Origin of the sequence: Vibrio sp. Scap24 (assembly GCF_013394185.1) — a bacterium.
GTDB classification, from domain to species: Bacteria; Pseudomonadota; Gammaproteobacteria; order Enterobacterales; family Vibrionaceae; genus Vibrio; species Vibrio pomeroyi.
Window position 1 is genome coordinate 2740490 of sequence record NZ_CP041332.1, and the last position, 25899, is coordinate 2766388.

Genomic DNA, 25899 nt, shown 5'->3' on the forward strand with positions numbered 1-25899 from the left:
TAATTTGAACAAAAACATGAAAATTCTCATTGTTGATGATTTTTCAACGATGCGCCGAATTGTTAAAAACCTACTTCGCGACTTAGGTTTCAACAACACTCAAGAAGCAGATGATGGCTTGACCGCGTTACCTATGCTGAAAAAAGGCGAATTTGATTTCGTGGTAACTGACTGGAACATGCCGGGCATGCAAGGTATTGACCTGCTTAAACACATTCGCGCAGACGCAGAACTTAAGCACCTTCCAGTGCTTATGATCACAGCTGAAGCGAAACGTGAGCAGATCATCGAAGCAGCGCAAGCGGGTGTTAATGGTTACATTGTGAAGCCTTTCACTGCCGCAACTCTGAAAGAGAAACTAGATAAGATTTTTGAGCGCTTATAAGCACTCATAATAACCTGTTTTAGGCGCTTCTAGAGGGACATTAACTTTTTAGTTTCCCGTTTATCTCTATAGCTGAAGCGTCACAAAATATGCGGAGTAAGGCCGAACTCAGGATGATTTCATTAGAACAAGCAAAAAAATTAGTAGAGCTGCTTGAGAACGATGAGCAGCAAGGTGCTGATTCTCTTGTTAGAAGCATTTATGAAGATACTTTTAGTCTTCAAGACAATCCAATGCTTCAAGAAATAGGTAGTCTGACTCGCGACCTCCATGACTCTTTGACACAATTCAACTTTGACGAGCGCATTAGCGTAATCGCAAATGATGAAATCCCTGACGCTAGGGATCGCCTTCAGTATGTCATTGATAAAACGGAAGTTGCGGCGAATAAAACGATGGACGCTGTCGATCGCTGTATGCCAATTGCAGACAACCTACACGAGTGTTTACTTCAAGTAAGGCCTCAATGGAATGAACTGATGCATGGCCGCATTGAGCTGGCACAATTTAAAGCTTTATGTCACCGCATTGATGGATTACTTGTCCAAGTAGAAGGCGATAGTACTGAACTACGCGGACAACTGACTGAAATCTTGATGGCTCAGGATTTCCAAGATTTAACTGGGCAGATAATTAGCAAAGTTATTACCTTGGTAAATGAGGTTGAAGGACGTTTGGTAGAGATTCTCACCGTATTCGGAGCGAATCAAATCGAACCAACGCCTGAAAAAGAGAAGAAAGCATCTATTGCTCCTGAGGGTCCAATCATGAACCCAGAAGCGCGCGAAGACGCTGTTGCATCTCAAGATGAAGTCGACGATTTGTTATCCAGTCTTGGATTTTAAAGGTAACGTATGAGCTACGATTTAGACGAAGATATTCTTCAGGACTTTTTAGTCGAAGCAGGAGAGATCCTTGAACTCCTATCAGAGCAACTGGTAGAGCTTGAGAATAACCCTGACGACAAAGACCTATTAAATGCTATTTTCCGTGGTTTCCATACAGTTAAAGGTGGTGCTGGTTTCCTAGCATTGACTGAGCTGGTGGATACTTGTCATGGTGCTGAGAATGTGTTCGACATTCTAAGAAACGGCCAACGCAGCGTAACATCAGGTTTGATGGATACCATGCTACAGGCTCTAGATACAGTTAATGTACAGTTTCGAGCCGTGCAAGATCAGGAACCTCTAGTACCAGCTGACCAATCTCTATTGGATGAGCTTCATCGTCTCTGCAAACCAGAGTCTGCTGATGAAGTTGCACCAGTAGAAGCACCAGCACCTGTAATCCCTGAACCTATTGTTGCAGCGCCTGAGCCTGTTGTTGAAAGCGCAAGCATCAGCGCGTCTTCTGTTGATGATATCTCTGAAGACGAGTTTGAACGCCTACTTGATGAGCTTCATGGTAAAGGTGGTTCACCAACATCGGCTTCTGCACCAACACCGCCGCCGGCTCCAGCTGCACCTCAGCCTGTCGCAGACAGCGGTGATATTACTGACGACGAATTTGAAAAGTTATTAGATGAATTGCACGGTGCGGGTAAGAGCCCGACAGCGGCAAGTTCAACGCCTCCACCACCGCCAGCACCTCCTGCAGCACCTGTTTCGGCGATGTCTGAAGGCGATGATCTGATGACGGACGAAGAGTTCGAGAAGTTACTAGACCAACTGCATGGTTCAGGTAACGGGCCTTCAATTGAAGAGCTTGATGCAGCGACTAAGCCAGCAGAAGTTAAGCCAGCGCCAGTTGCACCACAAGCTGCGCCTAAGCCTGCTGCTCCAGTTGCGGTTAAAGCTGAACCGAAGCCGAGCGCTCCAGCAAAAGCTGAAGTGAAAGCGCCAGCGAAGAAGCAACAAGCTGAAGCAACCGTTCGTGTCGATACATCAACACTCGATACCATCATGAACATGGTGGGTGAATTGGTATTGGTTCGTAACCGACTTGTCAGCCTTGGCTTAAACAGCAACGACGAAGAAATGTCGAAAGCTGTTTCTAACTTAGATGTTGTTACTGCAGACTTACAAGGTGCGGTAATGAAGACTCGTATGCAGCCGATCAAGAAAGTATTTGGTCGCTTCCCACGAGTTGTCCGTGACCTTGCTCGTAGCTTGAAGAAAGACATTGTTCTTGAGATGCGCGGCGAAGAGACGGATCTTGATAAAAACTTAGTTGAAGCACTTGCTGATCCCCTGATTCACTTGGTGAGAAACTCTGTCGACCATGGTATTGAAATGCCGGAAGATCGTGTTGCCGCAGGTAAATCGAGAACGGGTAAAGTAATTCTGTCTGCCTCTCAAGAAGGCGACCACATTGAACTGGCTATCGTTGATGACGGTGGCGGTATGGACCCAGATAAGCTTCGCGCTATCGCGGTTAAACGTGGTCTGATGGACGAAGACGCTGCATCTCGCTTATCAAACAAAGAGTGTTTCAACCTAATCTTTGCTCCTGGCTTCTCAAGCAAAGAGCAGATCTCTGATATCTCTGGTCGTGGTGTAGGTATGGACGTTGTGAAAACAGCGATCAACACACTGAATGGCTCAATTGATATCGATTCAGAGATGGGACAGGGCACCAAGATCACGATCAAGGTTCCACTGACGCTAGCAATTCTACCTACCTTGATGGTCGGTGTTGCTGGTCACCCATTCGCATTGCCATTGGCATCTGTAAACGAGATCTTCCACCTAGATTTAAGCCGCACTAACGTGGTTGATGGTCAACTGACGATCATCGTTCGTGATAAGTCTATTCCGTTGTTCTACTTGCAAAACTGGCTTGCGCCTAAAGCGGGTATTGTTGAACTACGCAAAGGACACGGCCATGTTGTTATCGTACAACTGGGCAGCCAACGTGTTGGTTTTGTTGTTGATACGCTTATCGGTCAAGAAGAAGTAGTCATCAAGCCACTTGATAAACTACTGCAAGGCACGCCAGGAATGGCAGGCGCGACAATCACAAGTGACGGACACATTGCATTGATTCTAGATGTGCCGGACTTGTTGAAGCAGTACGCAGCTGCGTCAAGAATTTAATTTAAGGATAAATATGGCGATTAAAGTATTAGTCGTTGATGATTCGAGCTTTTTTCGTCGTCGCGTTAGCGAGATCATCAACTCAGAGGCTCGCCTAGAAGTCATCGATGTAGCAGTAAACGGCAAAGAAGCGGTCGAGAAAACAAAGAAGCTAAGACCAGACGTGATTACAATGGACATCGAAATGCCTGTTATGGACGGCATCACAGCCGTTCGTGAAATTATGGCTGCGTCTCCAACGCCTATTTTGATGTTTTCATCGTTAACGCATGACGGCGCGAAAGCAACGTTAGATGCGTTAGATGCCGGTGCTTTGGATTTCTTACCTAAGAAGTTTGAAGACATCGCTCGTAACCGTGACGACGCAGTCGCACTGCTTCAACAGCGTGTGATTCAGATTGCCGCTAAGCGTGCATTCATGCGTCGCACACCTGTTGCACCGCGAGCTACTGCAACGACTTCAACATCAGCGCCATTACGCCAACCGATGTCAGCAGCGACTTCGGCTGCTACTTTATCTGCGAAGCCTGCAGTTGCATCAGCAGCCAAGTTTAGAGCTTCGGGTAAGAAGTATCAGCTAACGGCAATTGGTACGTCGACTGGCGGTCCGGTTGCACTGCAGAAGATTTTGACCCGCATCCCTGCCAACTACCCACATCCGATTGTGTTAGTTCAGCATATGCCAGCAACTTTCACTGCTGCTTTTGCGAGCCGATTGAATACCTTGTGTAAGATTGAAGTGCGTGAAGCTCAAGATGGTGACGTGTTGAAACCTGGTGTGGCTTATCTTGCGCCGGGTGGCAAACAGATGATGGTTGATGGTCGCCCTGGTTCTGCTCGCTTAAGAATTATCGATGGCGGCGACCGCATGAATTACAAACCATGTGTGGATGTGACTTTCGGCTCTGCTGCGAAGATCTACGGTGACAAAGTTTTGTCTATGATCCTGACCGGTATGGGCGCAGATGGTCGAGAAGGTTCGCGTATGTTGAAAACGGCGGGCTCGACAATTTGGGCACAAGACGAAGATAGCTGTGTTGTATATGGTATGCCTCAAGCTGTAGCAAAAGCTGGCATTTCTACTGAAGACCTACCTCTAGACCGCATCGCGGAAAGGATCTTGGTTGAAGTTGGGTTAGCTTAGGTAAAACGAGATGATTGTTTGGAGTGTTGCAAACCAAAAAGGTGGTGTTGGTAAAACAACCACGACAGTGACCTTGGCAGGCTTGCTTGCCTTAAAAGGACACCGTGTTCTGTTGGTTGATACTGACCCACATGCATCACTGACCACCTATCTGGGTTACGACTCAGATACGGTGGAGTCGAGCTTGTTTGACTTGTTTCAGCTTCGTGAGTTTTCTGCGCAGACGGTAAGACCACTGACGTTGCAAACCGACGTTGAAGGCATCGATATCATTCCTGCACACATGTCATTGGCAACACTTGACCGTGTGATGGGTAATCGAAGCGGCATGGGGTTAATCTTGAAGCGTGCATTAGCGGCTTTGAAAGGTGATTACGACTACGTGCTGATCGACTGTCCGCCAATTCTTGGTGTGATGATGGTGAACGCATTGGCGGCGAGTGATCGTATTTTGATTCCGGTACAGACTGAGTTTCTGGCAATGAAAGGTTTGGAGCGCATGATTCGCACTCTAACCATTATGCAGAAGTCTCGTAAAACACCGTTTAAGGTGACGATTGTCCCGACGATGTACGACAAGCGAACCAAGGCTTCACTGCAAACATTAACACAGCTCAAAGAGGATTATCCGAACCAAGTTTGGACGTCTGCTGTGCCGATTGATACCAAGTTTAGAGATGCAAGCCTAAAGCGCTTGCCAGCCTCTCATTTTGCATCGGGTAGTCGTGGTGTATTTGCTTACAAACAACTGCTTATTTATCTCGAAAGGTTGGCGATAAATGAGCGCGAATAAAGAATCAACAATAGCGCGACCAAGTCTATCGAGTGAACAAGCACTGGATGACTATTTTACCGCGCTGTTAGGCGATGAAAGCTTCGATTCGGACGATTTTTTTGTTGACGAGTCTAACGACGAAGCACAATCTGAAGAGCCAGAGCCAGAGCCAGAGCCAGAGCCAGAGCCAGAGCCAGAGCCAGAGCCAGAGCCAGAGCGTCAATTAGCGAGTCATCATTCAAGCTACGCGGAAATTCGCGCAGCTGAGTTTGAAGTGCCTAATCTTGAGGATGTTCAAAAGCTACTGAGTCGCTTAGAAGCAACCAATGTGGTTGATGAACTGAATCTTGATGAGTTAATGGATCAGAACACTCAGAAAATCGCTCAGCAAACAGACATGCAAATGTTCGATGCTGCGGTTGAATCTGTTCAAGTGTTTGAAGAACCAGAAATTCAAGATTGGAATCTTCCAGAAACCGATTTATCAATTGCTGTGGAGCCTTTGGTCGAGTCACCGTCAATTGAAGAGCAACAAATTGAAGTTGAGTTCGTCGCTCAATCTGAGTTAGTAAAAACTGAACAAGCCGAGGTGATAGAACCTGAGCTTGAAGCACCTTCCGTCGAGCCAGTTGTTGAGCTTGAAACTCAAGCTGGAGGCGCAGACCAATTTACTTCTTGGGAAAGCCAAACTCGAACAGAAGACTTTCAAGTACTGTATTTTGATGTGAATGGTGTGACCTTCGCAGTGCCGCTTGATGAACTCGGCGGTATCCATCGCTTAGAAGAGGTCAATCACATTATTGGTAAACCGACTTGGTATTTGGGGTTGCAAACCAACCGTGATAGTCAGCTAGATGTGGTCGATACCGCAAAATGGGTGATGTCTGAGAAACTATCAGGTGACGAATACAAAGAAAACTATCAATATATAGTGATGCTTGGAGAAAGCTTATGGGGCCTTGCGGGCACTGAGCTCAAAGGCACCGAGTTACTGAATACTGATAAAGTACGCTGGCGAGAAACGGCGGGAAAACGCCCTTGGCTCGCTGGTATGGTAAAAGAAAAAATGTGTGCTTTGATCCATGTCGAAGCATTAATCGCCATGCTAAACGCAGGGCTAGATGTAAAAGCATTGAGCTAGTACTACGATTGGTACAACAAAAGCATCAAGTTAATAATAGTGGTCGGTAACGACGGCAAGAGGATTATCTATGTCTCAAATGAGTGAAGTTGAAGTAAGAAAAGATCAAACTAATGACGAAGTACTTCAATGGGTAACATTCCAGCTAGAAGAAGAAACTTACGGCATCAATGTAATGCAAGTACGTGAAGTACTACGTTACAGCGAAATTGCTCCGGTACCGGGTGCTCCAGACTACGTGCTAGGTATTATTAACCTGCGTGGTAATGTTGTTACTGTTATCGACACTCGTTCTCGCTTTGGCTTGATGCAAGGTGAGATTACAGACAACACTCGTATCATCGTTATTGAATCTGAGCGTCAAGTGATTGGTATTCTAGTGGATAGCGTTGCTGAAGTGGTTTACCTACGTTCTTCTGAAATCGACACAACACCAAGTGTTGGTACTGATGAAAGCGCGAAGTTCATCCAAGGTGTAAGCAACCGTGATGGCAAGCTGCTTATCTTAGTAGATCTAAACAAACTACTAAGCGAAGACGAGTGGGATGAGATGGCTCACCTGTAATGTTTGAAGCGCTTCCTTTAACCCCTGTCACTCTGATTGCCGGAGTCGGGGTTTTTACGTTATTCATCCTGATTTTGATTAGCAAAGTAAAACGTGCGATTCAAAAGCAGCTTGATCAGTCACGTCTTCAAGTTCGTAACTTGGACAAAGAGCTACAGAAATCGAGTAAGCAATTACTTGAGGTGCGTTCTGTTGTGGTTGGTCTTGGTCAGAAAGTGACTGAGCAGCAAGATCTGATCAAGCACTTGAATGAACGTATTGTTGAGTTGGAACATGCGGATACCGATGGACGTTTGTACACGCGTGCAACGAAAATGGTTCAGCTTGGAGCTGGGATTAACGAACTGATCGAAGAGTGCGAATTGCCCAAAGCGGAAGCTGAGCTAATGATGTCTCTACAAAATAAGCTCGCTGGCAAAGAGAAAATTCCTTCGCTAAGAAGTAATCCTTCATCATTTGATGAACAACCTGCGTCTTCGCGTGATCGCAGAGCCCCACCTCGACGTCGATAAATTGAGCGCTTATTGCGTATCGAGCACTTGATGTTTATCACGCATTCCTCTTAAAAGAAGCTTCGGCTTCTTTTTTTATGCCTGTCTGTTGTATATAGAACGATGTTTATAAGTGCTTGTATCTACGACAATATCTTGTTTGTTGATTTAAATGTGTAAATTGTGATGCGGTGGTAACAGTTTCTTACGGAGTTTGTTCTATCGAAAACGCCTAGTCCTGTTTTGTCACCATGTTGGTGTGCTACTATAGCCCTCTCATTACTCGACTAAATTTTCCTATGCTAGAAGTCTCAAATCTAACTGCTATTCGTGACGACAGGGTTCTGTTTGAATCGTTGTCTTTTCAATTAAAACCAGGTGAGCTGGTTCAGGTTGAAGGTCGTAACGGTACTGGGAAAACGACACTCCTTAGGATTATCACTGGTCTGGGTGATCGCGATGACGGCACTATCTCTTGGGATGGTGAACCCATCGAATCGAGTCGAGATGTTTATCATCAAAATTTGCTTTTTCTTGGTCACCAAACGGGCGTGAAGCGCGAGCTTAGTGCCTATGAGAACCTGAGTTTCTACCAGTCGATTCACAGTGGTGGTTCGAGCAAAGAAGACCTTTACCATGCTCTGGCTCAAGTAGGTCTTGCAGGTAGAGAAGATGTCCCTGCTGGGCAGCTTTCTGCAGGTCAGCAGCGCCGAGTGGCGTTGGCTCGTCTTTGGTTGAGCAAACAAATGTTGTGGATTCTCGATGAACCGCTGACTGCGATTGATAAGCAGGGCGTGAAAGTTCTCGAATCTCTTTTTTCTCAGCATGCAGACAACGGTGGCATCGTGTTATTAACCACACACCAAGATATGTTTGCTGATAGCCCGAAACTAAGAAAAATAAAGTTGGGTGAGTAATATGATCTCTTCTATGACCACGATTATCCGACGTGAGTTGCTTATCGCATTCCGACGCCAAGCGGATATCTTTAACCCTCTGTGGTTTTTCATCATTGTTATTACGCTTTTCCCTTTAAGTATCGGCCCTGAGCCCAACCTACTTGCGCGCATTGCTGCGGGTATTGTTTGGGTGGCTGCTTTACTTTCTGCATTGCTCTCTTTAGAGCGCCTTTTCCGCGATGATTTTCAAGATGGCGCCCTCGAACAGATGATGCTCATGCCCATCCCGTTGCAGTTGGTAGTATTGTCCAAGGTCATAGCACACTGGTTGTTGACCGGGTTACCATTGATTCTAATCAGCCCATTGTTGGCTGTTTTGTTGTCATTAGATTTTGATACATGGCTCTCAGTTGTGTTGACCTTGCTGGTAGGTACACCCGCATTGAGCTTTATTGGTGCGATTGGTGTTGCGTTGACCGTTGGGTTACAGAAGGGCGGAGTCCTGTTAAGCCTGCTAATTCTGCCGCTTTACATTCCCATTTTGATTTTCGCGACGTCAGCGATTGACGCTGCGGCATTGGGCGTTGCGTACAATGGGCAGTTGGCTGTGCTTGGGGCGATGTTAATGGGTGCGATGACTCTGACACCTTTTGCGATCAGTGCCGCACTTAGAGTGAGTGTGAACTGATAAGGGTTCCGTTATCGTATAGCTAATGTGAACCAAATGTGTCGATTGGACTCATAGAGTCAGCAAAACTGAAAGCAAGACAAATAAATTATTATAATTATAGCTTTAATAGCTGTAAGCAATATGAAGTAAGAGTGAGATTACAACATGTGGAAATGGCTCCATCCCTATGCCAAAGCAGAAACCTCATATCAGCTTGCTGGTAAACTTCTGCCATGGTTTTCGATCCTAGCGCTATTGTGCCTATCCGTCGGTACCGTGTGGGGGCTTGCATTTGCGCCTTCAGATTACCAACAAGGTAATAGTTTCCGAATCATCTACATCCATGTTCCGTCTGCAATCTGGTCTATGGGCGTTTACATGTCTATGGCGATTGCTGCATTTATCGGTTTGGTATGGCAGGTAAGACTATCTGATATGGCTGCACTGGCGATGGCACCGATTGGTGCTGTATTTACCTTCATTGCACTATTAACGGGTGCGGTTTGGGGTAAACCAATGTGGGGTGCTTGGTGGGTTTGGGATGCACGTTTAACCTCAGAGCTGATTCTTCTATTCCTATACTTGGGTGTGATTGCACTTCATCACGCGTTTGATGACCAAAAAACAGCCGCTAAAGCAGCGGGCATTTTGGCAATTGTTGGTGTTATCAACCTACCTATCATTCACTTTTCAGTAGAGTGGTGGAATACACTTCACCAAGGCGCGACGATCACTAAATTCGACAAGCCTTCTATTTCAAGTGACATGCTATGGCCGCTTCTTCTTAACATCTTCGGCTTCGCCTTTTTCTTTGGTGCTGTGACTATGGTTCGTTTCCGTAACGAAATCATCAGTAAAGAGAGTCACCGTCCATGGGTCCGCAAACTTGCGGCCGAAAAAGCGTAGTAGGGTAGGTAATTATGTATTTTGAATCTTTGAGTGATTTCTTTGCCATGGGGGGCTACGCCTCATATGTATGGAGTGCATTTGGAATCACATTCCTCGCGATGATCATCTTACTGGTGGTAAGCGTTCGTCGTGGTAAGCAATTACTAAATGAAGTACAAGCTAAGATTGATCGTCAAGCTCGTATCGATGCAGCAAAAAATATGGAGAACACTCTATGAACCCAAGACGCAAAAAGAGGCTGGGCATTGTCTTAGCGATCTTTTTTGGTATCAGTGCGACTGTTGGATTGATGGTTTATGCACTTAACCAGAACATGGATCTGTTCTACACGCCAACTGAGCTGGTTAACGGCAAAGATGGTAAAAAGCCTGAAGTTGGTCAACGCCTACGTATTGGTGGCATGGTCGTAGTCGGCTCTGTAAGCCGTGACAATGAATCACTACGTGTAAGCTTCGATTTGGCGGATGTAGGCCCTAAAGTAACAATTCTATACGATGGTATCCTTCCTGATCTTTTCCGTGAAGGCCAAGGTATTGTTGCTCAGGGTGTGCTTAAAAATGCAACGACAATCGAAGCGTTTGAGGTGTTGGCAAAGCACGATGAAGAGTACATGCCTTCTGAAGTTGCGGAAGCAATGAAGAAAACCCATGAGCCTTTGCAATACACGACTGAACAAAAAGAAGGAAATGCTCAATGATAGCCGAGATCGGCCATTTTGCGATGATCCTATCCTTGGGATTAGCATTGCTGCTCAGCGTGCTCCCATTGTATGGAGCCGCTCGAAATAACACATTATTGATGAACAGCGCACGACCGTTGTCGTGGGGTATGTTCGGATTCTTAGCGATTTCGTTCTTTATCTTGTGTTACGCGTTTTACACAAATGATTTTACGATTCAATACGTAGCAAGTAACTCGAATAGCCAACTGCCTTGGTACTACAGAATTACTGCGGTTTGGGGCGCTCACGAAGGCTCATTGCTGCTTTGGGTTCTAATCCAAGCGGGTTGGACGGTTGCTGTTGCGACGTTTAGCCGTGGCATGCCTCAAGAGTCTGTGGCTCGCGTATTGGCTATCATGGGTTTGATTACTGTCGGCTTCTTGCTGTTCATTATCGTAACGTCTAACCCGTTCCTACGTACACTGCCTTTCTTCCCTGTTGATGGCCGTGACTTGAACCCTCTATTGCAAGACCCGGGCTTGATCATTCACCCGCCAATGCTTTACATGGGTTATGTAGGTTTCTCGGTAGCGTTCTCTTTTGCGATCGCTTCTCTAATGAGCGGTCGTTTAGATACGGCATGGGCTCGTTGGTCTCGTCCTTGGACAATCGCTGCTTGGTTATTCCTAACTGTAGGTATCGCACTAGGTTCTTGGTGGGCTTACTACGAACTTGGCTGGGGTGGCTGGTGGTTCTGGGATCCAGTAGAAAACGCTTCATTCATGCCTTGGTTGGCAGGTACTGCATTAATGCACTCACTTGCGGTAACCGAAAAGCGTGGCACATTTAAAGCTTGGACAGTATTGCTGGCTATCTCTGCATTCTCGCTAAGCTTATTAGGTACATTCTTAGTTCGTTCGGGCATCTTGGTATCGGTTCACGCGTTTGCGTCGGATCCTGCTCGCGGTATGTTTATCCTTGGCTTCCTAGTCTTCGTTATTGGTGGTTCACTGCTGTTGTTTGCTGTTAAAGGCGCATCGGTTCGTGTGCGTGGTAACTTCGACCTGGTTTCTCGTGAAAACGCGCTGCTTGGTAACAACATCTTATTGATTGCAGCTCTAGTGGTTGTGTTAGTAGGCACGTTATTACCTCTAGTTCACAAACAGTTAGGCTTGGGCTCGGTATCTATCGGTGCTCCATTCTTTGACATGTTGTTCTTCTGGTTGATGATTCCTTTCTCGTTCCTGCTTGGTATCGGTCCTCTGATCCGCTGGAAACGTGACAACCTGTCTAAGCTTGTTAAACCAATGCTGATTTCAGGTGCATTCTCACTTGGCTTGAGTGCGCTAATGGTTGCTCTATTGGCTGACCGCTTCAGTGGTACTGCGTTTGCTGGTTGGGTAATGGCATTCTGGATCATCTTCATGCACGGTTTTGAACTGCATGAGCGTGCGACTCACCGTCATACGTTTATGAAAGGTTTAACTAAGCTACCTCGCAGCCACTGGGCGATGGTGTGTGGTCACATCGGTTTAGCGGTAACAGTGATTGGTATCGCAATGGTGCAAAACTACAGCATCGAACGTGATGTTCGTCTAGCACCTGGCGAAAGCTACCAGCTTGAAGAGTACAGCTTCCTGTTCACCGGCGTTCGTGACAAAGATGGTCCAAACTACGATGGCTACATTGCTGACTTTGAAATTACTAAAGAAGGTAAGTACATCAACACGCTTCACGCGGAAAAACGTTTCTACACTACTGCTAAGTCTATGATGACAGAAGCGGCGATTGACCGTGGCGTAACACGTGACCTATACATAGCAATGGGTGAACGTTTGGACGACAACAAGTCTTGGGCTGTTCGTATCTACTACAAACCGTTTGTACGTTGGATCTGGGCTGGTTCTTTGATTATGTCGATTGGTGGTGCTATTGCTATCAGTGACCGTCGTTACCGTTTCCGTAAGCCAACCAAAAAGTCGGCTCAAGAGCAGGAGGCTTAATTCGAATGAACAAGAAGATTTTATTCATTCCTTTGATTGCGTTCATGGTTCTAGCTGGAATCTTTGCAACGCAATTAATGCGCAACCAGTCGGGCGATGACCCGACTAAGCTTGAATCCGTGTTGATTGGTAAGCCTGTCCCTGAGTTTGACCTAGAAGATCTAGAGCAACCAGGTAAGCTGCATGACCAAGCGATCTTTAAAGGTGAGCCGCTGCTTCTTAACGTGTGGGCGACTTGGTGTCCGACTTGTTATGCAGAGCACTCTTACCTGAACAAGCTCGCTGATCAAGGCGTTAAGATTATTGGTCTTAACTACAAAGATGATCGCAACAAAGCGGTTGGTTGGTTAAATGAGCTAGGCAACCCGTATCTAATCAGTCTTTTTGATGGTAACGGTATGTTAGGTCTAGACCTTGGTGTGTACGGCGCTCCTGAGACTTTCCTAATTGATGCTAACGGCGTCGTTCGTTACCGTCATGTGGGCGACGTGAATCCAACCAACTGGGCATCGACGCTTGAGCCGATGTATCAAGACTTGTTGGAGGAAGCGAAATGATTAAGAAGGCACTGATTACTCTATTTGCAACGTTTGCGATTTCAGCGACAGTTTCTGCTGCACCTATCGAGTTCCATGAATTTGATAACGTCGACCAAGAGCAGCAGTTCAAAGAGTTGAGCAACACGCTTCGTTGTCCTAAATGTCAGAACAACACCATTGGTGATTCGAACGCTGAATTGGCGGTCGATCTACGCCAAAAAGTGTACGAGATGACAAAGGACGGTAAGTCGAAGCAAGACATCATTGATTACATGATCGCTCGCTACGGTAACTTCGTTACTTACAATCCACCGCTGACACTAGCAACTTCAATCCTTTGGGTTGGTCCATTTGCTGTGGTTGTGTTTGGATTTGGTTTGATCATCTTACGCAGCAGAAAGTCAAAATCGAAAGCGGCAGTAGAGTCAGATAAAGACTGGGATGCAGACAAAGAAGCACGTTTAAAAGCGTTACTCGATGAAGAGAACGACGGAGACAAACAGTAATGACTCTATTTTGGATTTCTACCATTATCCTTTCGCTAGCGGCAATTTTCTTAATTGTTCTGCCCTTCATTAATAAGAAGGCGAACAACGATGAAATGCTTCGCGACGAGTTGAACAAAGCATTCTATAAAGATCGTCTAGTTGAGCTAGAAGTAGAAGCAGAAGAAGGCCTTGTTGATAACCAGCAAGAGCTGATCGCTGATTTGAAACAATCTCTGCTTGATGATGTTCCTACGCAAGAAGAGATGAAGAAGACTCACATCTCAACAGTTGGTGTAGTTGTACCGTCGATCATTCTTGTCGTTGTTGTGACTTATGGTATGTACTTTAAGTTCGGTGCATTGGACAAAGTTCAACACTGGCAAGAAGTGAGCTCGAACCTGCCTGAATTGTCTAAAAAGCTAATGTCATCAGAAGGTGGCGCGCTAACGGATGATGAACTTGAAGATTTGACGCTAGCACTTCGAACTCGTCTGCATTATCAACCGGAAGATTCTACAGGTTGGTTGCTGCTTGGTCGTATTGCTTTGGCTAACCGCGACGCTGAAACAGCAAAAGATTCCATGGAACGAGCGTACAAGCTTGAGCCTAAGAATGAAGATGTTCAGTTAGGTTTCGCACAGGCACTGATGCTTTCTCCTGATGAAGCAGACCAAAACCAAGCTCGTCTGCTTCTGAGCCGTTTGATTCAAAACGATTACGTTGACCTTCGTGTGTTCTCGTTACTAGCATTCGATGCATTTGAGCGTCAAGATTACCCAGGTGCTGTGAAGTACTGGAGCATCATGCAACAGATGATTGGTCCTCAAGACAGTCGTTACGAAATGCTTTCACGCAGTATTGAAAGTGCTCAGCAAAAAATGGGCAATGCCATGGGTGTTGACCAAGGTAAGACTGTTGCAGTAACGCTTGAGTTATCTGGTGATGTGAACGCGGATCCAAACTCAGTGTTGGTTGTTTCAGTACACAGAGCCGATGGCTCACCAATGCCTGTTGCTGCGGCTCGTTACCCATTGGGTACTTTCCCTCGTACCGTTGTGCTTGATGATGGCAACAGCATGATGGAAGGCCAGAAGCTGTCTAGCCTTGAAACTCTGATGGTTAGAGCTAGGCTTGATACAGATGGTAACGTTTCAACTCGCGATGGTGATTGGTACGGTGAAAGTGAAGTGGTTGAACTGGGGGCTCCAGTGACCATTGATATCAATAAGCAATATTAATCATCACTTTGCATAGGTGTTAGCTATTCCGATTTGTTGATAAACGGTATAGACTTAGCCAAACAATTGAGGCCAGCGATTGCTGGCCTTTTTTATTATTTGAATTCCTTATGGAAAAGGTGATATGTCTATCAGTGTTTTAAGACTCTCGAGTTTACTCTTTATCGCAAGCTTAACGGTGGGTTGCTCTAGCGCACCAGATGAGAGCGTTAACGATGATAATCTCGAAACCTCGGAATACGTCGAAGAGTCCCACCCAAATGATCCTTTTGAAGGCTTCAACCGAGCGATGTGGGATATCAACTACGAATATCTAGACCCTTACTTAGTTCGTCCTGTTTCTCTCGCTTATGTTGACTACACCCCTGTACCGGTTCGTTCTGGTATCTCCAATTTTCTAGCCAACTTAGACGAGCCATCAAGCATGGTGAATAATCTCATTATGGGCAATGGTGAGAAAGCACTCGACCACTTTAACCGCTTTTGGATTAACTCGACTTTTGGTCTGTTAGGCTTGATCGATATTGCCAGCGAAGCAGGGATCACCAAATACGATGACAAGTCATTCTCTGATGCGATTGGTCATTATGGAGTAGGGAACGGACCGTACTTCATGGTGCCGGGTTATGGCCCACTAACCACGCGTGAAGTAACTGAAACCGTTGACGGTTTGTATGTACCTTTGTCTTTCTTGAACTTCTGGGCGAGCCTAGGCAAGTGGGCATTTGAGGGAATGGAAACTCGAGCTCAGCTAGTATCGCAAGAAGCCTTGTTAGATGACTCTCCAGATCCATACGCTTTAACGCGTGATGTTTATATTCAACGTCGTGACTTTAAAGCGGAGATTGAACCTGAGGAGGTTGATCTTGATGAAGAAGACTTCATTGATGGCTATTTAGAAGATTACTAAATAGAAGCTCCTGAATAACAGGTAAAAGAAAGGCTCGATGTTGAAAACAACATCGAGCCTTTTTAATGCTTATGACTTTAAATTAAGTCAAACAGATTAGAAGCGGTAGTTTGCTTGGATACCTACTAGCCAGATGCTACCTGTTACTTCACCTTCGAAGTCACCACCAAATGGTGCAGAACTTGCGTCATCTTCAACCATTTTTGCGTCTTTCGCTAGGATGTAAGTAAAGCCTGCATCTAGTGTAAGTTGCTCAGACCACTGGTAACCAGCACCAATACTCAACCAAGTACGGTCAGTCTCAGGAATAGTTGCCGTGCGGTGCTTTTCGCTTACTGCAGATGTGTCGTATGCGATACCAGAACGTAGAGCAAGCTTAGGTGTCATTTGGTAAGTAGTACCTACAGCAAAGCGGTAGTTGTCTTCCCAGTTTTCTTGCTTGATATCTTGAGTTCGCGCAGGACCAAATTCAGGGATATCAGCTACTAGTTCTTCAAAGCTGCTCCAGTTAGTCCAGTTCACGCTCGCATGCACAGCGACTTTATCTGATAGTTGATGGAAGCTTGCAAGTTCGGCAGTAGCTGGTAATGCTAGTTCCATTGAGCCGTTGTATTTTGACTTCACTGGAGAGCCTAAAGCACCAGCAACAGCATCAAAAGCGACACCGTTAGCATGGCCTTCAAGCGTTAGGTCTACTTCTGATTTGTAGGTAAAGCCTAAGCGGTTATTTTCATTGATTTGCCAAGCTGTACCAACTTGCCAGCCCCACGCTGTGTCATCACCTTCCATGTACTTTAGAGCAGTACCTGGTTGCAATGGAACTAGAGAGTTCGCAGTAGATACAGCACCAAAGCTACCTTCAGCCATAATGTAACGAATACCACCACCGATAGATACGCTTTCAAGTACTTGGTATGCAGCGTTTAGGTTCAGCTCCATTGTGGTAACGCTTGCTTCGTTACCATGGTTTGCGCCACCAAAGTCTTTACCTAGATCTGTTTCCATGCCGTAGTTAGTACCGGCAGCGAAACCTAAAGCAAATTTTTCGTTGTACTTATGAGAAACATAAAAGTTTGGAATAACTGCACTGTGTGCAAAATCACTAGAATTTGATGAAGTCGTTTTGCCCACCATAGACGTAGAAGTACCGTCGATATCAATGTTTGGATCAACATAGATAGCGCCAACAGAAACCTGAGTACCTTCTAGGTAAGTCAACATTGCTGGGTTACGCCATTGTGCGTCCGCCCCGTCAGCCATTGCTGCTTCACCAGCGTATGCACGGCCAAGACCTGTTGCCGAGTATTCTGCTAGTTGAAAACCTGCCGCTTGAGTTACGGTAGAAGTCGAAAATAGTCCAACTGCCACTGCAGCAGATAGAAGTGTCTTATTCATTTTCATTATTATGTTCGCTGAATCATAAGTATTTAGTGGCGTGATTCTACTTTTAGAGTCATTACTTTAAAAACGAAATTCGAATAAAATAGTGTTTTAGGGATTTAATGAGTAATTGTGGCTAATTATTAGGTAAATAGTCTGAATGTTTCGGCTGTGTTGCGAAATTTGAGCGTACACTTGTAGTCATATATTGACCTTGCAGGCTACAGCTGTAAGCTTAAATTGAGATTGGTCAGTGGTTTAGGCAATAAAAAAGGTTCATCGCGGCTTTCCGGGGAAAGCCGCTTTTATCTTCAAGAAGAAGTAGTCTGTATCTCGATACCCATACCCCATTCGCTTGATTAACTTTATTTTGTTGTTTATCCCTTCCAATGTGCAGGTGTTGAGCGGATAAATTGCCGATGCAATAATACCGTGAAGATAAGGCCTCAGTTTTCGTGCGAACTCTTTCAATGGCTTAACTCCACTCTCTTGCACTTGTGCCCACCATACCTCCCAGAGCCCCTTAGCATGTGCTTCTGATTCACAATACCAAAGCTCTTTGAGTTGTGAGCCGAGTATATAAGTGGTCATTAAGTCCTTATTGATGTTCAATATTTCGGTAAGGTAGCTATCTTGCCGTGGATTTAAGTTGCTTCTATTTTTCAACAATACCCAGCGTGAGCGCTTGACCCATTGCCTCGTTTTTTTATCTTGCTTGAGTTTGTTGGCTTGGTCGACTCTGACTCTATCCATCACCTCACGACCGAACTTAGCCACAACATGGAATAAGTCGTAAACGATTTTTGCGTTCGGGCAGTGCGCTTGAACTTCAAGGTCAAAAGCCGTATTCATGTCCATCGCGACCGCTTCGATATTGTTGCCATGCTTGCCTAACTGCTCGAAGAACGGTCGTATGTCCTTGCGGCTACGGCCTAACCCTATCCAAATGACTTGGTGAGTCTTAGCATCAGCGATGACTGTGGCATATCGGTGCCCTTTAAAGATGGCGAACTCGTCCATGACGAGTTGCGTTAACTCCTCCCATTTCACCGAAGGTACAACTTGGCGAAGTCGACGTTTATCTATCTCTTTAATGGTGTGCCAATGAACGCTCGTTAACTGGGAGATATGCTTAATTGGAAGAAGAGGCAGTAATTGTTCTATATAGCTTTTTAGGCGTTTTGTTATACGAGCATAAGGCTCCAACCAAGATAGAGACTCTGTTTTTATGCCGCAGTCACGACACTTAATCCTTCGAGTTTGAACGGAAAGTTCAACAGGAACACTGAACAACATCGCCTCTTTCACATGACGCCATTGATACTCATGGATAGCCTCGGCTTCAAGACCGCAAAGGCATTTAGCCTCAGAGTTAGGTTTAAGAGTCAGGGTAATAAGTGATGCTGTCTGGTGAGACTTTACTATTTTAAAGCCTTCCCAGAATGAAGATAGGAAAGTATGATTCGGCATGAAAACGGTAGTTTGTGTATGATTTTTGTTTGGCGACTAAACCATATCACTTACTACCGTTTTGTTTTTAGTTCCCGCTAATCCGCGATGAACCATAAAAAAGGGTCGCATAAAGCGACCCTTTGGATATTTATAACCTAGCTTATATTAGAAGCTACGGCTGTATTGTAGACCTAGTAGGATTGCGTCAGCGTGTGTAGTTGCGCTAACAGATGTCGCACCTAAACTTTCTTCAACTTTAGTGTCATCGCCTAGTAGGTAAGTGAAACCAAAGTCTACGTTAGAGTCTGTATTAATGTGGTATGTGAAACCAGCAGAGAACCACTGACGATCTGAGTCTGGAACTGAGATAGAAGTTAGTGAGTCTTGTGCACTTGTGTCGTACATATAACCAGCACGAAGAGTCCAATCAGTGTTTAGGTAGTAAGTACCACCAATAGCGTAGTGCCAACCATCTTGCCATTTGTAGTCTTTTTGGTATGCGCCAGTACCACCACTCAACGCGTACGCTAATGTTGATTGCGTAGGGTCTAGGTTCTCAAAATCAATTGAGTCAAATGCACTCCAACCAATCCACTGTACAGAGTAGTGAACTGCGAACTTAGTATCTTCGATTTTATGGAAGCCAGAGAATTCAGCCATATCTGGTAGAGGAAGAGTGATTTCCTGACCGTTATCGTCTTCAGCTGTGAACTCTGGGCTATAGCGGTATGAGAAACCAAAGCGGTTATTTTCGTCTAGCTCGTAAACTGTACCTACATTGAAGCCCACAGCCCAACCAGTTGCACCGTCTACGTCAAGTAGGCTTGTACCAGCAGCTTGGCCAAAACCGATACCAGCTGTACGTTTCATTGTGCCTTCACCATAAATCAGGTCTAGACCCGCACCGAAACTCCATTGGTCGTTCAGACGGTATGAACCCGCTAGACCAAAGTTGATGCTCATTACATCTGTTAAACCGCCATATTCACTAGCTAGGTAATCATCTGAAAATTCAGTTTTAGTACCGAAGTTAGAGTAAGCGTTCACACCCCAAGCAAACTTTTCATTAACAGGAACAATGAGGTGAATATTTGGAGCTACAGAAGTGTCGCCTACATCATCAACACTATCTACAGGAAGAGTTCCTGCTTGCGTTGTATAACTAGCATCTTTTACTTCAATCATTGAAGTGATTGTTTCAAAACCAAGAGATAGCTCAGTTTTGTCAAATAGTGCCATTGCTGCAGGGTTACGTGCCATTACTGACGCGTTATCTGCGATTACTGCATCACCAGCGAAAGCACGGCCGATGCCGGTAGCTGATTGTGCGTTAAGTTGGAAACCTGCTGCCATCGCTTGCGAAGACGCCAGTGTAATTGTTACTGCTAAAAGAGACTTTTTAAACAGACGCGTGTTGTTGGTAGTCATTCATTTATTCCTTTATATATCCGCCTCTACAGGGCGATTAATTTGAGCAATTGCTCAATGGTGGCTGATCCTATTCGCAAGTATACGATATACAAATCCGACCATTGGAAATTTTGAGTGGAAAATTATGGAAATGACGCCTATCTGGCATGGAAATGGTGCGAAATGCTGTTTTTTAGAGTTTTAACTCTAGAGATATTGATGGGGTGAATGGTTTTCCGGTTTGTTTATAAATAAAGCCCAGCAATATCAGTAATATAATTGCTGGGCCTTTTGTTACGGGGCTTTAAGAGCGAATTAGCTCATCGGTTTGATCATTTTTGTCAGCTTTTCGGCGATTTTGGAAACATCCTCACCATTTTCACCCACAAGGATTAAGCTGCTACCATCGACGGGTGTTACCGAGCCGGACATGCCTTTTTCATCAAAGTCGATAGGTTTGTCTGTCGGAATACCAGTTAAAAACAGTGTTACTTTGCCTTTTACGCCTTGGAAGACCATATGTACTGCGTTGGATTTACCAAAGCCACAGTGGTTTAGGTAATAAACGTGGTAAGGGAAAGCGTCATCAAACTGAAAAGCAAATGGATTCATTTTTGCGTTGATCTGCTGCGATGTGACCTGTTCATCGATGTTACTAACAAAGCTCTTCTCATCAACAACATGCTTCATCGCCGTATCAACTAAACTAGCTTGTGCAGGTGAAACGAATGCATTTCCCCAATTCACTTGGCCAACTAATAAACCAGCAACAAACGCCACCGAGGCAGCCATTGCCATTGCTCGTCTCGCAAACGTAGGCCTTACTACTTTGCTTTCTTCGCTTGAGGTCTGATTGAACAGAATACGATCAGCAAGATCGTCTGGCACATCCACATTCATCGCAGAGTGGATCTGTTTATCAAGCGTTAGTACATCGTCTAAGAAGTTACTATTGACTTCGCTATTCGCGGCCGCATCAACAATATCTTGTGTACGTTGTTTAGGTTCCGACAATACACGACGACGAAATTCCAAATCATCCATTATGTTGCCCCCTCTCTGCCTCTTCTGTATCCAACAGCTCTTTCAACTGATTTCGAGCTCTGAATAAACGTGTCATCACCGTGTTTTTGTTGAGATCGAGAATATCGGCAATCTCATCACCACTAAAACCACCAATCACTTGCAAGAAGAGAGGTTCACGGTAATCAACTTCAAGTTTCATGATCTGGGCTTGCAACCACTGATGCTGATGGTGCGGGTCATCACTGACACTAGCATCGTTACCATGATCGTCTATATCAACCAGATCAAACTGTTTGCGTTCAAAACGTCGAGCGTTCTCGCGCCTCAAGATGGTAATCAGCCAAGATTTAGCGGCTTTTTCATCTTGAAGGCTATCAAGTGACTTCCATGCACGAAGGCAAGTTTCTTGAACTAAGTCTTCGGCAATGCTTTTGTCTTTGCATAACCAATAGGCGTAGCGAAAGAGGTCACGATGATAGGCACGCACGAGTGCTTCGTATTTTCTTTGTTTGTCCATATCAGAGTTGACCGGACGCTTGGCTGTTTTCTTTCCAAACATTTTTATTATTGACACACGAGCCTCCATAATTGCTCTGCGTATAGCTGTCTTCTATACGTTGTGCTTCGTTTTTATATTCTGTTTCGTTTTTAGAGCTAACGATCGGCAGGAAATCGTAAAATCACATTAAAATTGATCTACTTCAAAATCTAAGGCCTCGAACCCGTTATAGTACACCTTGTCGTCTAGTTAGTCATTCGTGGCTAGCATGTTGAGCAAGACGACACTTCCTTTTGAAGGCTGACTTTACTTTCTCCTAATCAGGAAACTGATTATTTCAATTGGCGTCAAGTTAATTGCTTTATACACATTCCGACCACACAGCTTTGTGTGGTTTTTTTTTGCCTCAAGAAAACCAATCCCTACAAAGCGATAACAGTATTTGCTTACAATAGTTTAGTCTCTTACGACAACCTTACCCCCAAAAAGGTTCGCCTGAATGTGCAGTTATATTTTCAAACAGTGAGATACTCGTATCACGTTTATTTAAACGCTCGTTTGATTTAATTAACAACTTCTTTACAATGCTTCAGGTCAGACCTCTTAACTTTAAGGAGAAACCATGGGCAAACAGGAAGTCAAAACGCGTTCTGGTGAACGTGTTGCCGTTGTCGCTGGATTACGAACCCCATTCGCTCGTCAGAGCACAGAATTTAGTCAAGTGCCTGCGGTCGACTTAGGCAAAATGGTTGTGAGCGAAATGCTTGCAAGAACTGATGTCGATCCTGCGCTTATTGAACAAGTCGTTTTTGGCCAAGTTGTTCAGATGCCAGAAGCACCAAACATCGCGCGTGAGATCGTATTGGGCACAGGTATGGACATCAATACCGATGCCTACAGTGTGACACGAGCGTGTGCGACCAGTTTTCAAGCGGCAGTCAACGTAACTGAAAGCATTATGGCAGGCACGATTGATGTCGGTATTGCGGGCGGTGCGGATTCGTCTTCTGTATTGCCAATCGGTGTTTCGAAAAAGTTAGCGGCAAATTTATTAGCGCTGAGTAAAACCAAGACCATGGGTCAAAAGCTGAAGATTCTTAAAACCCTTTCAGTCAAAGACCTTATGCCAGTACCGCCAGCTGTTGCTGAATACTCGACCGGTTTATCCATGGGACAAACTGCTGAACAGATGGCGAAGACTCACGGGATTACTCGCGAAGCTCAAGATGCACTTGCTCACCGTTCTCACTCTCTGGCTTCTCAAGCATGGAAAGAAGGCAAGATCAAAGACGAAGTAATGACGGCATTCCCGGCACCTTACAAAAAGTACCTCGCGGAAGACAACAACATTCGTCACGATTCAACCGTTGAAGGTTATGCGAAGCTGCGCCCTGCATTCGACAGAAAATACGGTAGCGTAACGGCAGCCAATGCAACACCTCTTACTGACGGCGGCGCTGCGGTTATGTTGATGCGCGAAGGCAAAGCGAAAGAGCTAGGCTTAGAAGTGCTTGGTTATATTCGTGGCTATGCGTTCTCAGCAATCGGTGTTGAAACAGATATGCTGATGGGCCCGACTTACGCGACTTCTCAAGTATTGAAGAACACAGGTCTAGAGCTGTCAGATTTGACGTTGATCGAGATGCACGAAGCATTCGCTGCACAAGTGCTGGCGAATGTGAAAATGTTTGCTAGTGATGAGTTTGCTCAGAAGAATCTTGGCCGTGATAAAGCGATCGGTGAGATTGATATGGAGAAGTTCAACGTACTGGGTAGCTCAATTGCTTACGGACACCCGTTTGCTGCGACTGGTGCGCGCATGATGACTCAAACGTTACGTGAACTGAAACGTCGCGGTGGCGGCTTGGCACTGAACACAGCTTGTGCAGCTGGTGGTTTAGGTGCAGCAATGATCTTGGAGGTAGAATAATGTCTACGACTCTTGATGCAACAACAGAAAAAGAAACAGTCGCTCAACCTGATTCAACGTCTGCGACTGAATCAACCAAAAAGAAAGCGACGGCATTCTCTCTTAACATCGACGACCAAGATATCGCTTGGCTAGCGATCGATGTACCAGGCGAGAAAATGAATACACTACAAGCCGCCTTTGCTGAAGAGATGAAAGCGATCTTTGAGCAGTTAAAAGAGAAGCAAAGCCGCGTTAAAGGCCTAATCGTTCACTCACTTAAGCCAGATAACTTTATCGCGGGCGCTGATGTTCGAATGCTGGATGCGTGTAAAACCGCTGATGAAGCGCAGTCTCTTGCTCGTCAAGGTCAGGAAATGTTCCAAGCGCTGTCTGATCTTCCTTACCCAGTCGTTGCGGCAATTCATGGCCCATGTCTTGGTGGCGGTTTAGAGCTCGCATTAGCGTGTGACTACCGCGTATGTACCGATTCAGATAAGACGCGCCTTGGTCTACCTGAAGTTCAACTAGGCTTACTACCAGGCTCTGGTGGTACACAGCGTCTGCCTCGTTTGATTGGTTTGCTACCGTCACTCGATCTTATTCTTACCGGTAAACAACTGCGCGCTAAAAAAGCGAAATCGCTTGGTGTTGTGGATGCTTGTGTGCCAGATACTATTTTGCTTGAAGTTGCGAAAAGCTTCGTTGAAAAGAATACGGGCAGCAAAAAAGGTAAGCGTCTGGCGTCTAAAAGCCAAGCTTCGACCAAAGAGAAACTGATTTCGCGCAATGGCCTTGGCCGTAAGGTGATTTTTGAACAAGCGTCGAAGAAGACTAATCAGAAAACACGCGGAAACTACCCAGCAGCGGATGCGATTCTTGATGTGATTCGTTATGGCCTAGAGAACGGCTTTGAAAAAGGTCTTCAGTACGAAGCGAAGCGTTTTTCTGAGCTAGTAATGACTTCTGAATCAAAAGCCCTTCGCTCAATCTTCTTTGCAACCACTGAAATGAAGAAAGAACACGGTGCCGACGCAGAGCCAAAAGCGGTTAAGCGCGTTGGTGTTTTGGGTGGCGGTCTTATGGGCGCAGGTATCAGCCATGTGAGCGTGGCGAAAGCGAAAGTGCCGGTTCGTATTAAAGATGTATCAAACGATGGTGTCTTGAATGCGCTTAACTACAACTACAAGTTGTTCGATAAGCAGCGTAAGCGTCGTATTCTGAGCCGAGCTGGCCTTGAAGGTAAGATGCTTCAGCTGTCTGGTGGTATAGACTTTACGAGTTTTAACCATACCGATGTGGTGATTGAAGCGGTATTTGAAGATCTCGACCTTAAGCAATCAATGGTTGCGGACATCGAAGCCAATGCCAAGCCAGAGACTATCTTCGCGACCAATACGTCTTCATTACCAATTCATAAGATTGCGGAGAAGGCGCAGAGACCAGAAAATGTAGTCGGCCTTCACTACTTTAGCCCTGCAGAGAAAATGCCGCTAGTTGAGGTTATCCCTCATGAGACAACCTCAGAAGAGACGATTTCAACGGTTGTAGCATTAGCGAAGAAGCAAGGCAAAACACCTATTGTTGTTAAAGATACGGCAGGTTTCTATGTAAACCGTATTCTTGCTCCGTACATGAATGAAGCAGCACATCTGCTATTGGCAAATGAGCCGATTGAAAAGCTCGACAGCACGTTATTGGACTTCGGTTTCCCGGTTGGCCCAATTACCTTGCTAGATGAGGTGGGTGTTGATATCGGCGCTAAGATTATCCCGATTTTGGTCAATGAATTAGGCGATCGTTTCCAAGGCCCTGATGTGTTCGACATTCTTCTGAACGACAACCGTAAAGGGCGTAAGAGTGGTAAAGGTTTCTATACTTACAAAGGTAAGAAGAAGGAAGTCGATAAGTCAGTTTACAAACTGCTTAAGCTGCAACCTGAACCTAAGCTAAGTGATAACGACATCGCAATGCGTTGTGTATTACCAATGCTCAACGAAGCGGTTCGTTGTCTAGACGATGGCATTATCCGTAGCCCTCGTGATGGCGATATTGGTGCTATTTTCGGTATCGGTTTCCCTCCATTCCTAGGTGGTCCATTCCGTTACATGGATCAAATCGGTATTAAATCATTGGTTGAGATGATGAACGACTTCGCTAAGAAGTACGGTGATCGTTTTGCACCATGTGATGGCCTACTGACACGAGCTGGTTTGGGTGAGTCTTTTTATAAATAACTCTCTAGCTCGCTAGTTATTAAGCCCGTATCAAGCAATTGATGCGGGCTTTATTTTTTATCGGAGTATCCAAAAGGAATGAGATTCCCGACTCGGTCGTTCCTCCCTCTCGGGAATGACGTTCTAGAGATAG

25 protein-coding genes are annotated in these 25899 nt (G+C 45.4%); 20 read left to right on the forward strand and 5 right to left on the reverse strand.

Annotated elements, in window-relative coordinates:
- Positions 1-16: 16 nt before the first annotated feature.
- The 18 genes from cheY to FLM53_RS12330 all read left to right on the forward strand — a co-directional run bounded on the left by cheY (position 17) and on the right by FLM53_RS12330 (position 15853).
- Positions 17-385 carry a chemotaxis response regulator CheY gene (gene cheY, locus FLM53_RS12245; protein WP_008218307.1) on the forward strand — a complete coding sequence of 123 codons (369 nt, stop codon included), beginning with the start codon at positions 17-19 and terminating at the stop codon, positions 383-385.
- Between the two features lie 113 nt (positions 386-498).
- Entirely contained in the window at positions 499-1230 is a 732-nt protein-coding gene (locus tag FLM53_RS12250; RefSeq protein ID WP_176681801.1) for a protein phosphatase CheZ, read from the forward strand.
- A gap of 9 nt (positions 1231-1239) precedes the next feature.
- Entirely contained in the window at positions 1240-3420 is a 2181-nt protein-coding gene (locus tag FLM53_RS12255; protein WP_176681800.1) for a chemotaxis protein CheA, read from the forward strand.
- A 13-nt stretch (positions 3421-3433) separates the two neighbouring features.
- A complete protein-coding gene (locus FLM53_RS12260; protein WP_176681799.1) occupies positions 3434-4564 on the forward strand; it encodes a chemotaxis response regulator protein-glutamate methylesterase in 1131 nt (376 codons plus the stop codon).
- Between the two features lie 10 nt (positions 4565-4574).
- On the forward strand, positions 4575-5357 hold the full coding sequence (locus tag FLM53_RS12265; RefSeq protein ID WP_176681798.1) for a ParA family protein: 783 nt from the start codon (positions 4575-4577) through the stop codon (positions 5355-5357).
- On the forward strand, positions 5344-6480 hold the full coding sequence (locus FLM53_RS12270) for a chemotaxis protein CheW (RefSeq protein ID WP_176681797.1): 1137 nt from the start codon (positions 5344-5346) through the stop codon (positions 6478-6480). The genes FLM53_RS12265 and FLM53_RS12270 overlap by 14 nt, the downstream gene beginning before the upstream one ends.
- Positions 6481-6550: 70 nt before the next feature.
- Positions 6551-7045, forward strand: coding sequence for a chemotaxis protein CheW (locus FLM53_RS12275; protein ID WP_004739873.1), 495 nt, complete (start codon positions 6551-6553; stop codon positions 7043-7045).
- Positions 7045-7557 carry a DUF2802 domain-containing protein gene (locus tag FLM53_RS12280; RefSeq protein WP_176681796.1) on the forward strand — a complete coding sequence of 171 codons (513 nt, stop codon included), beginning with the start codon at positions 7045-7047 and terminating at the stop codon, positions 7555-7557. Before FLM53_RS12275 ends, FLM53_RS12280 begins: the two co-directional genes overlap by 1 nt.
- Before the next feature lie 278 nt (positions 7558-7835).
- Complete coding sequence (ccmA, locus tag FLM53_RS12285; protein ID WP_176681795.1) at positions 7836-8453, forward strand: cytochrome c biogenesis heme-transporting ATPase CcmA; 618 nt, start codon at positions 7836-7838, stop codon at positions 8451-8453.
- Between the two features lies 1 nt (position 8454).
- On the forward strand, positions 8455-9123 hold the full coding sequence (gene ccmB, locus FLM53_RS12290; protein WP_004736228.1) for a heme exporter protein CcmB: 669 nt from the start codon (positions 8455-8457) through the stop codon (positions 9121-9123).
- Positions 9124-9270: 147 nt separating this feature from the next.
- Complete coding sequence (locus tag FLM53_RS12295) at positions 9271-10011, forward strand: heme ABC transporter permease (RefSeq protein WP_176681794.1); 741 nt, start codon at positions 9271-9273, stop codon at positions 10009-10011.
- Positions 10012-10025: 14 nt separating this feature from the next.
- Positions 10026-10232, forward strand: coding sequence for a heme exporter protein CcmD (gene ccmD, locus FLM53_RS12300; RefSeq protein WP_009848525.1), 207 nt, complete (start codon positions 10026-10028; stop codon positions 10230-10232).
- Positions 10229-10711, forward strand: coding sequence for a cytochrome c maturation protein CcmE (gene ccmE / locus FLM53_RS12305; RefSeq protein WP_017060655.1), 483 nt, complete (start codon positions 10229-10231; stop codon positions 10709-10711). The genes ccmD and ccmE overlap by 4 nt, the downstream gene beginning before the upstream one ends.
- Positions 10708-12678 (forward strand): heme lyase CcmF/NrfE family subunit, encoded by a 1971-nt coding sequence (locus FLM53_RS12310; protein WP_017631755.1) that lies wholly within the window; start codon positions 10708-10710, stop codon positions 12676-12678. The genes ccmE and FLM53_RS12310 overlap by 4 nt, the downstream gene beginning before the upstream one ends.
- Before the next feature lie 5 nt (positions 12679-12683).
- Entirely contained in the window at positions 12684-13235 is a 552-nt protein-coding gene (locus FLM53_RS12315) for a DsbE family thiol:disulfide interchange protein (protein WP_017631754.1), read from the forward strand.
- Positions 13232-13723, forward strand: a complete 492-nt coding sequence (locus tag FLM53_RS12320; protein WP_132762565.1) for a cytochrome c-type biogenesis protein — start codon at positions 13232-13234, stop codon at positions 13721-13723. The genes FLM53_RS12315 and FLM53_RS12320 overlap by 4 nt, the downstream gene beginning before the upstream one ends.
- Entirely contained in the window at positions 13723-14943 is a 1221-nt protein-coding gene (ccmI, locus tag FLM53_RS12325; protein ID WP_176681793.1) for a c-type cytochrome biogenesis protein CcmI, read from the forward strand. Before FLM53_RS12320 ends, ccmI begins: the two co-directional genes overlap by 1 nt.
- A 124-nt stretch (positions 14944-15067) precedes the next feature.
- The gene (locus FLM53_RS12330; protein WP_123301859.1) at positions 15068-15853 is read left to right on the forward strand and encodes a VacJ family lipoprotein; all 786 of its coding nucleotides are present in this window, start codon (positions 15068-15070) and stop codon (positions 15851-15853) included.
- Positions 15854-15949: 96 nt separating this feature from the next.
- On the opposite strand, the gene FLM53_RS12335 is transcribed toward FLM53_RS12330, so the two are convergent.
- From FLM53_RS12335 to FLM53_RS12355, 5 genes are all read right to left on the reverse strand, one after another.
- On the reverse strand, positions 15950-17254 hold the full coding sequence (locus FLM53_RS12335) for an outer membrane protein transport protein (RefSeq protein WP_176681792.1): 1305 nt from the start codon (positions 17252-17254) through the stop codon (positions 15950-15952).
- A 255-nt stretch (positions 17255-17509) separates the two neighbouring features.
- The gene (locus FLM53_RS12340; protein ID WP_178992104.1) at positions 17510-18703 is read right to left on the reverse strand and encodes an ISL3 family transposase; all 1194 of its coding nucleotides are present in this window, start codon (positions 18701-18703) and stop codon (positions 17510-17512) included.
- Positions 18704-18850: 147 nt separating this feature from the next.
- The gene (locus FLM53_RS12345; protein WP_081230574.1) at positions 18851-20113 is read right to left on the reverse strand and encodes an outer membrane protein transport protein; all 1263 of its coding nucleotides are present in this window, start codon (positions 20111-20113) and stop codon (positions 18851-18853) included.
- 297 nt (positions 20114-20410) lie between these two features.
- Positions 20411-21139 carry a DUF3379 domain-containing protein gene (locus FLM53_RS12350; RefSeq protein ID WP_176681790.1) on the reverse strand — a complete coding sequence of 243 codons (729 nt, stop codon included), beginning with the start codon at positions 21137-21139 and terminating at the stop codon, positions 20411-20413.
- A complete protein-coding gene (locus FLM53_RS12355; protein WP_176681975.1) occupies positions 21132-21680 on the reverse strand; it encodes a sigma-70 family RNA polymerase sigma factor in 549 nt (182 codons plus the stop codon). Before FLM53_RS12355 ends, FLM53_RS12350 begins: the two co-directional genes overlap by 8 nt.
- A gap of 562 nt (positions 21681-22242) precedes the next feature.
- Here FLM53_RS12355 and fadI point away from each other — a divergent pair.
- Together fadI and fadJ are read left to right on the forward strand one after the other, a co-directional pair.
- Complete coding sequence (gene fadI, locus FLM53_RS12360) at positions 22243-23550, forward strand: acetyl-CoA C-acyltransferase FadI (RefSeq protein WP_048607862.1); 1308 nt, start codon at positions 22243-22245, stop codon at positions 23548-23550.
- Positions 23550-25766, forward strand: coding sequence for a fatty acid oxidation complex subunit alpha FadJ (fadJ, locus tag FLM53_RS12365; RefSeq protein WP_176681789.1), 2217 nt, complete (start codon positions 23550-23552; stop codon positions 25764-25766). Before fadI ends, fadJ begins: the two co-directional genes overlap by 1 nt.
- Positions 25767-25899: the final 133 nt, after the last annotated feature.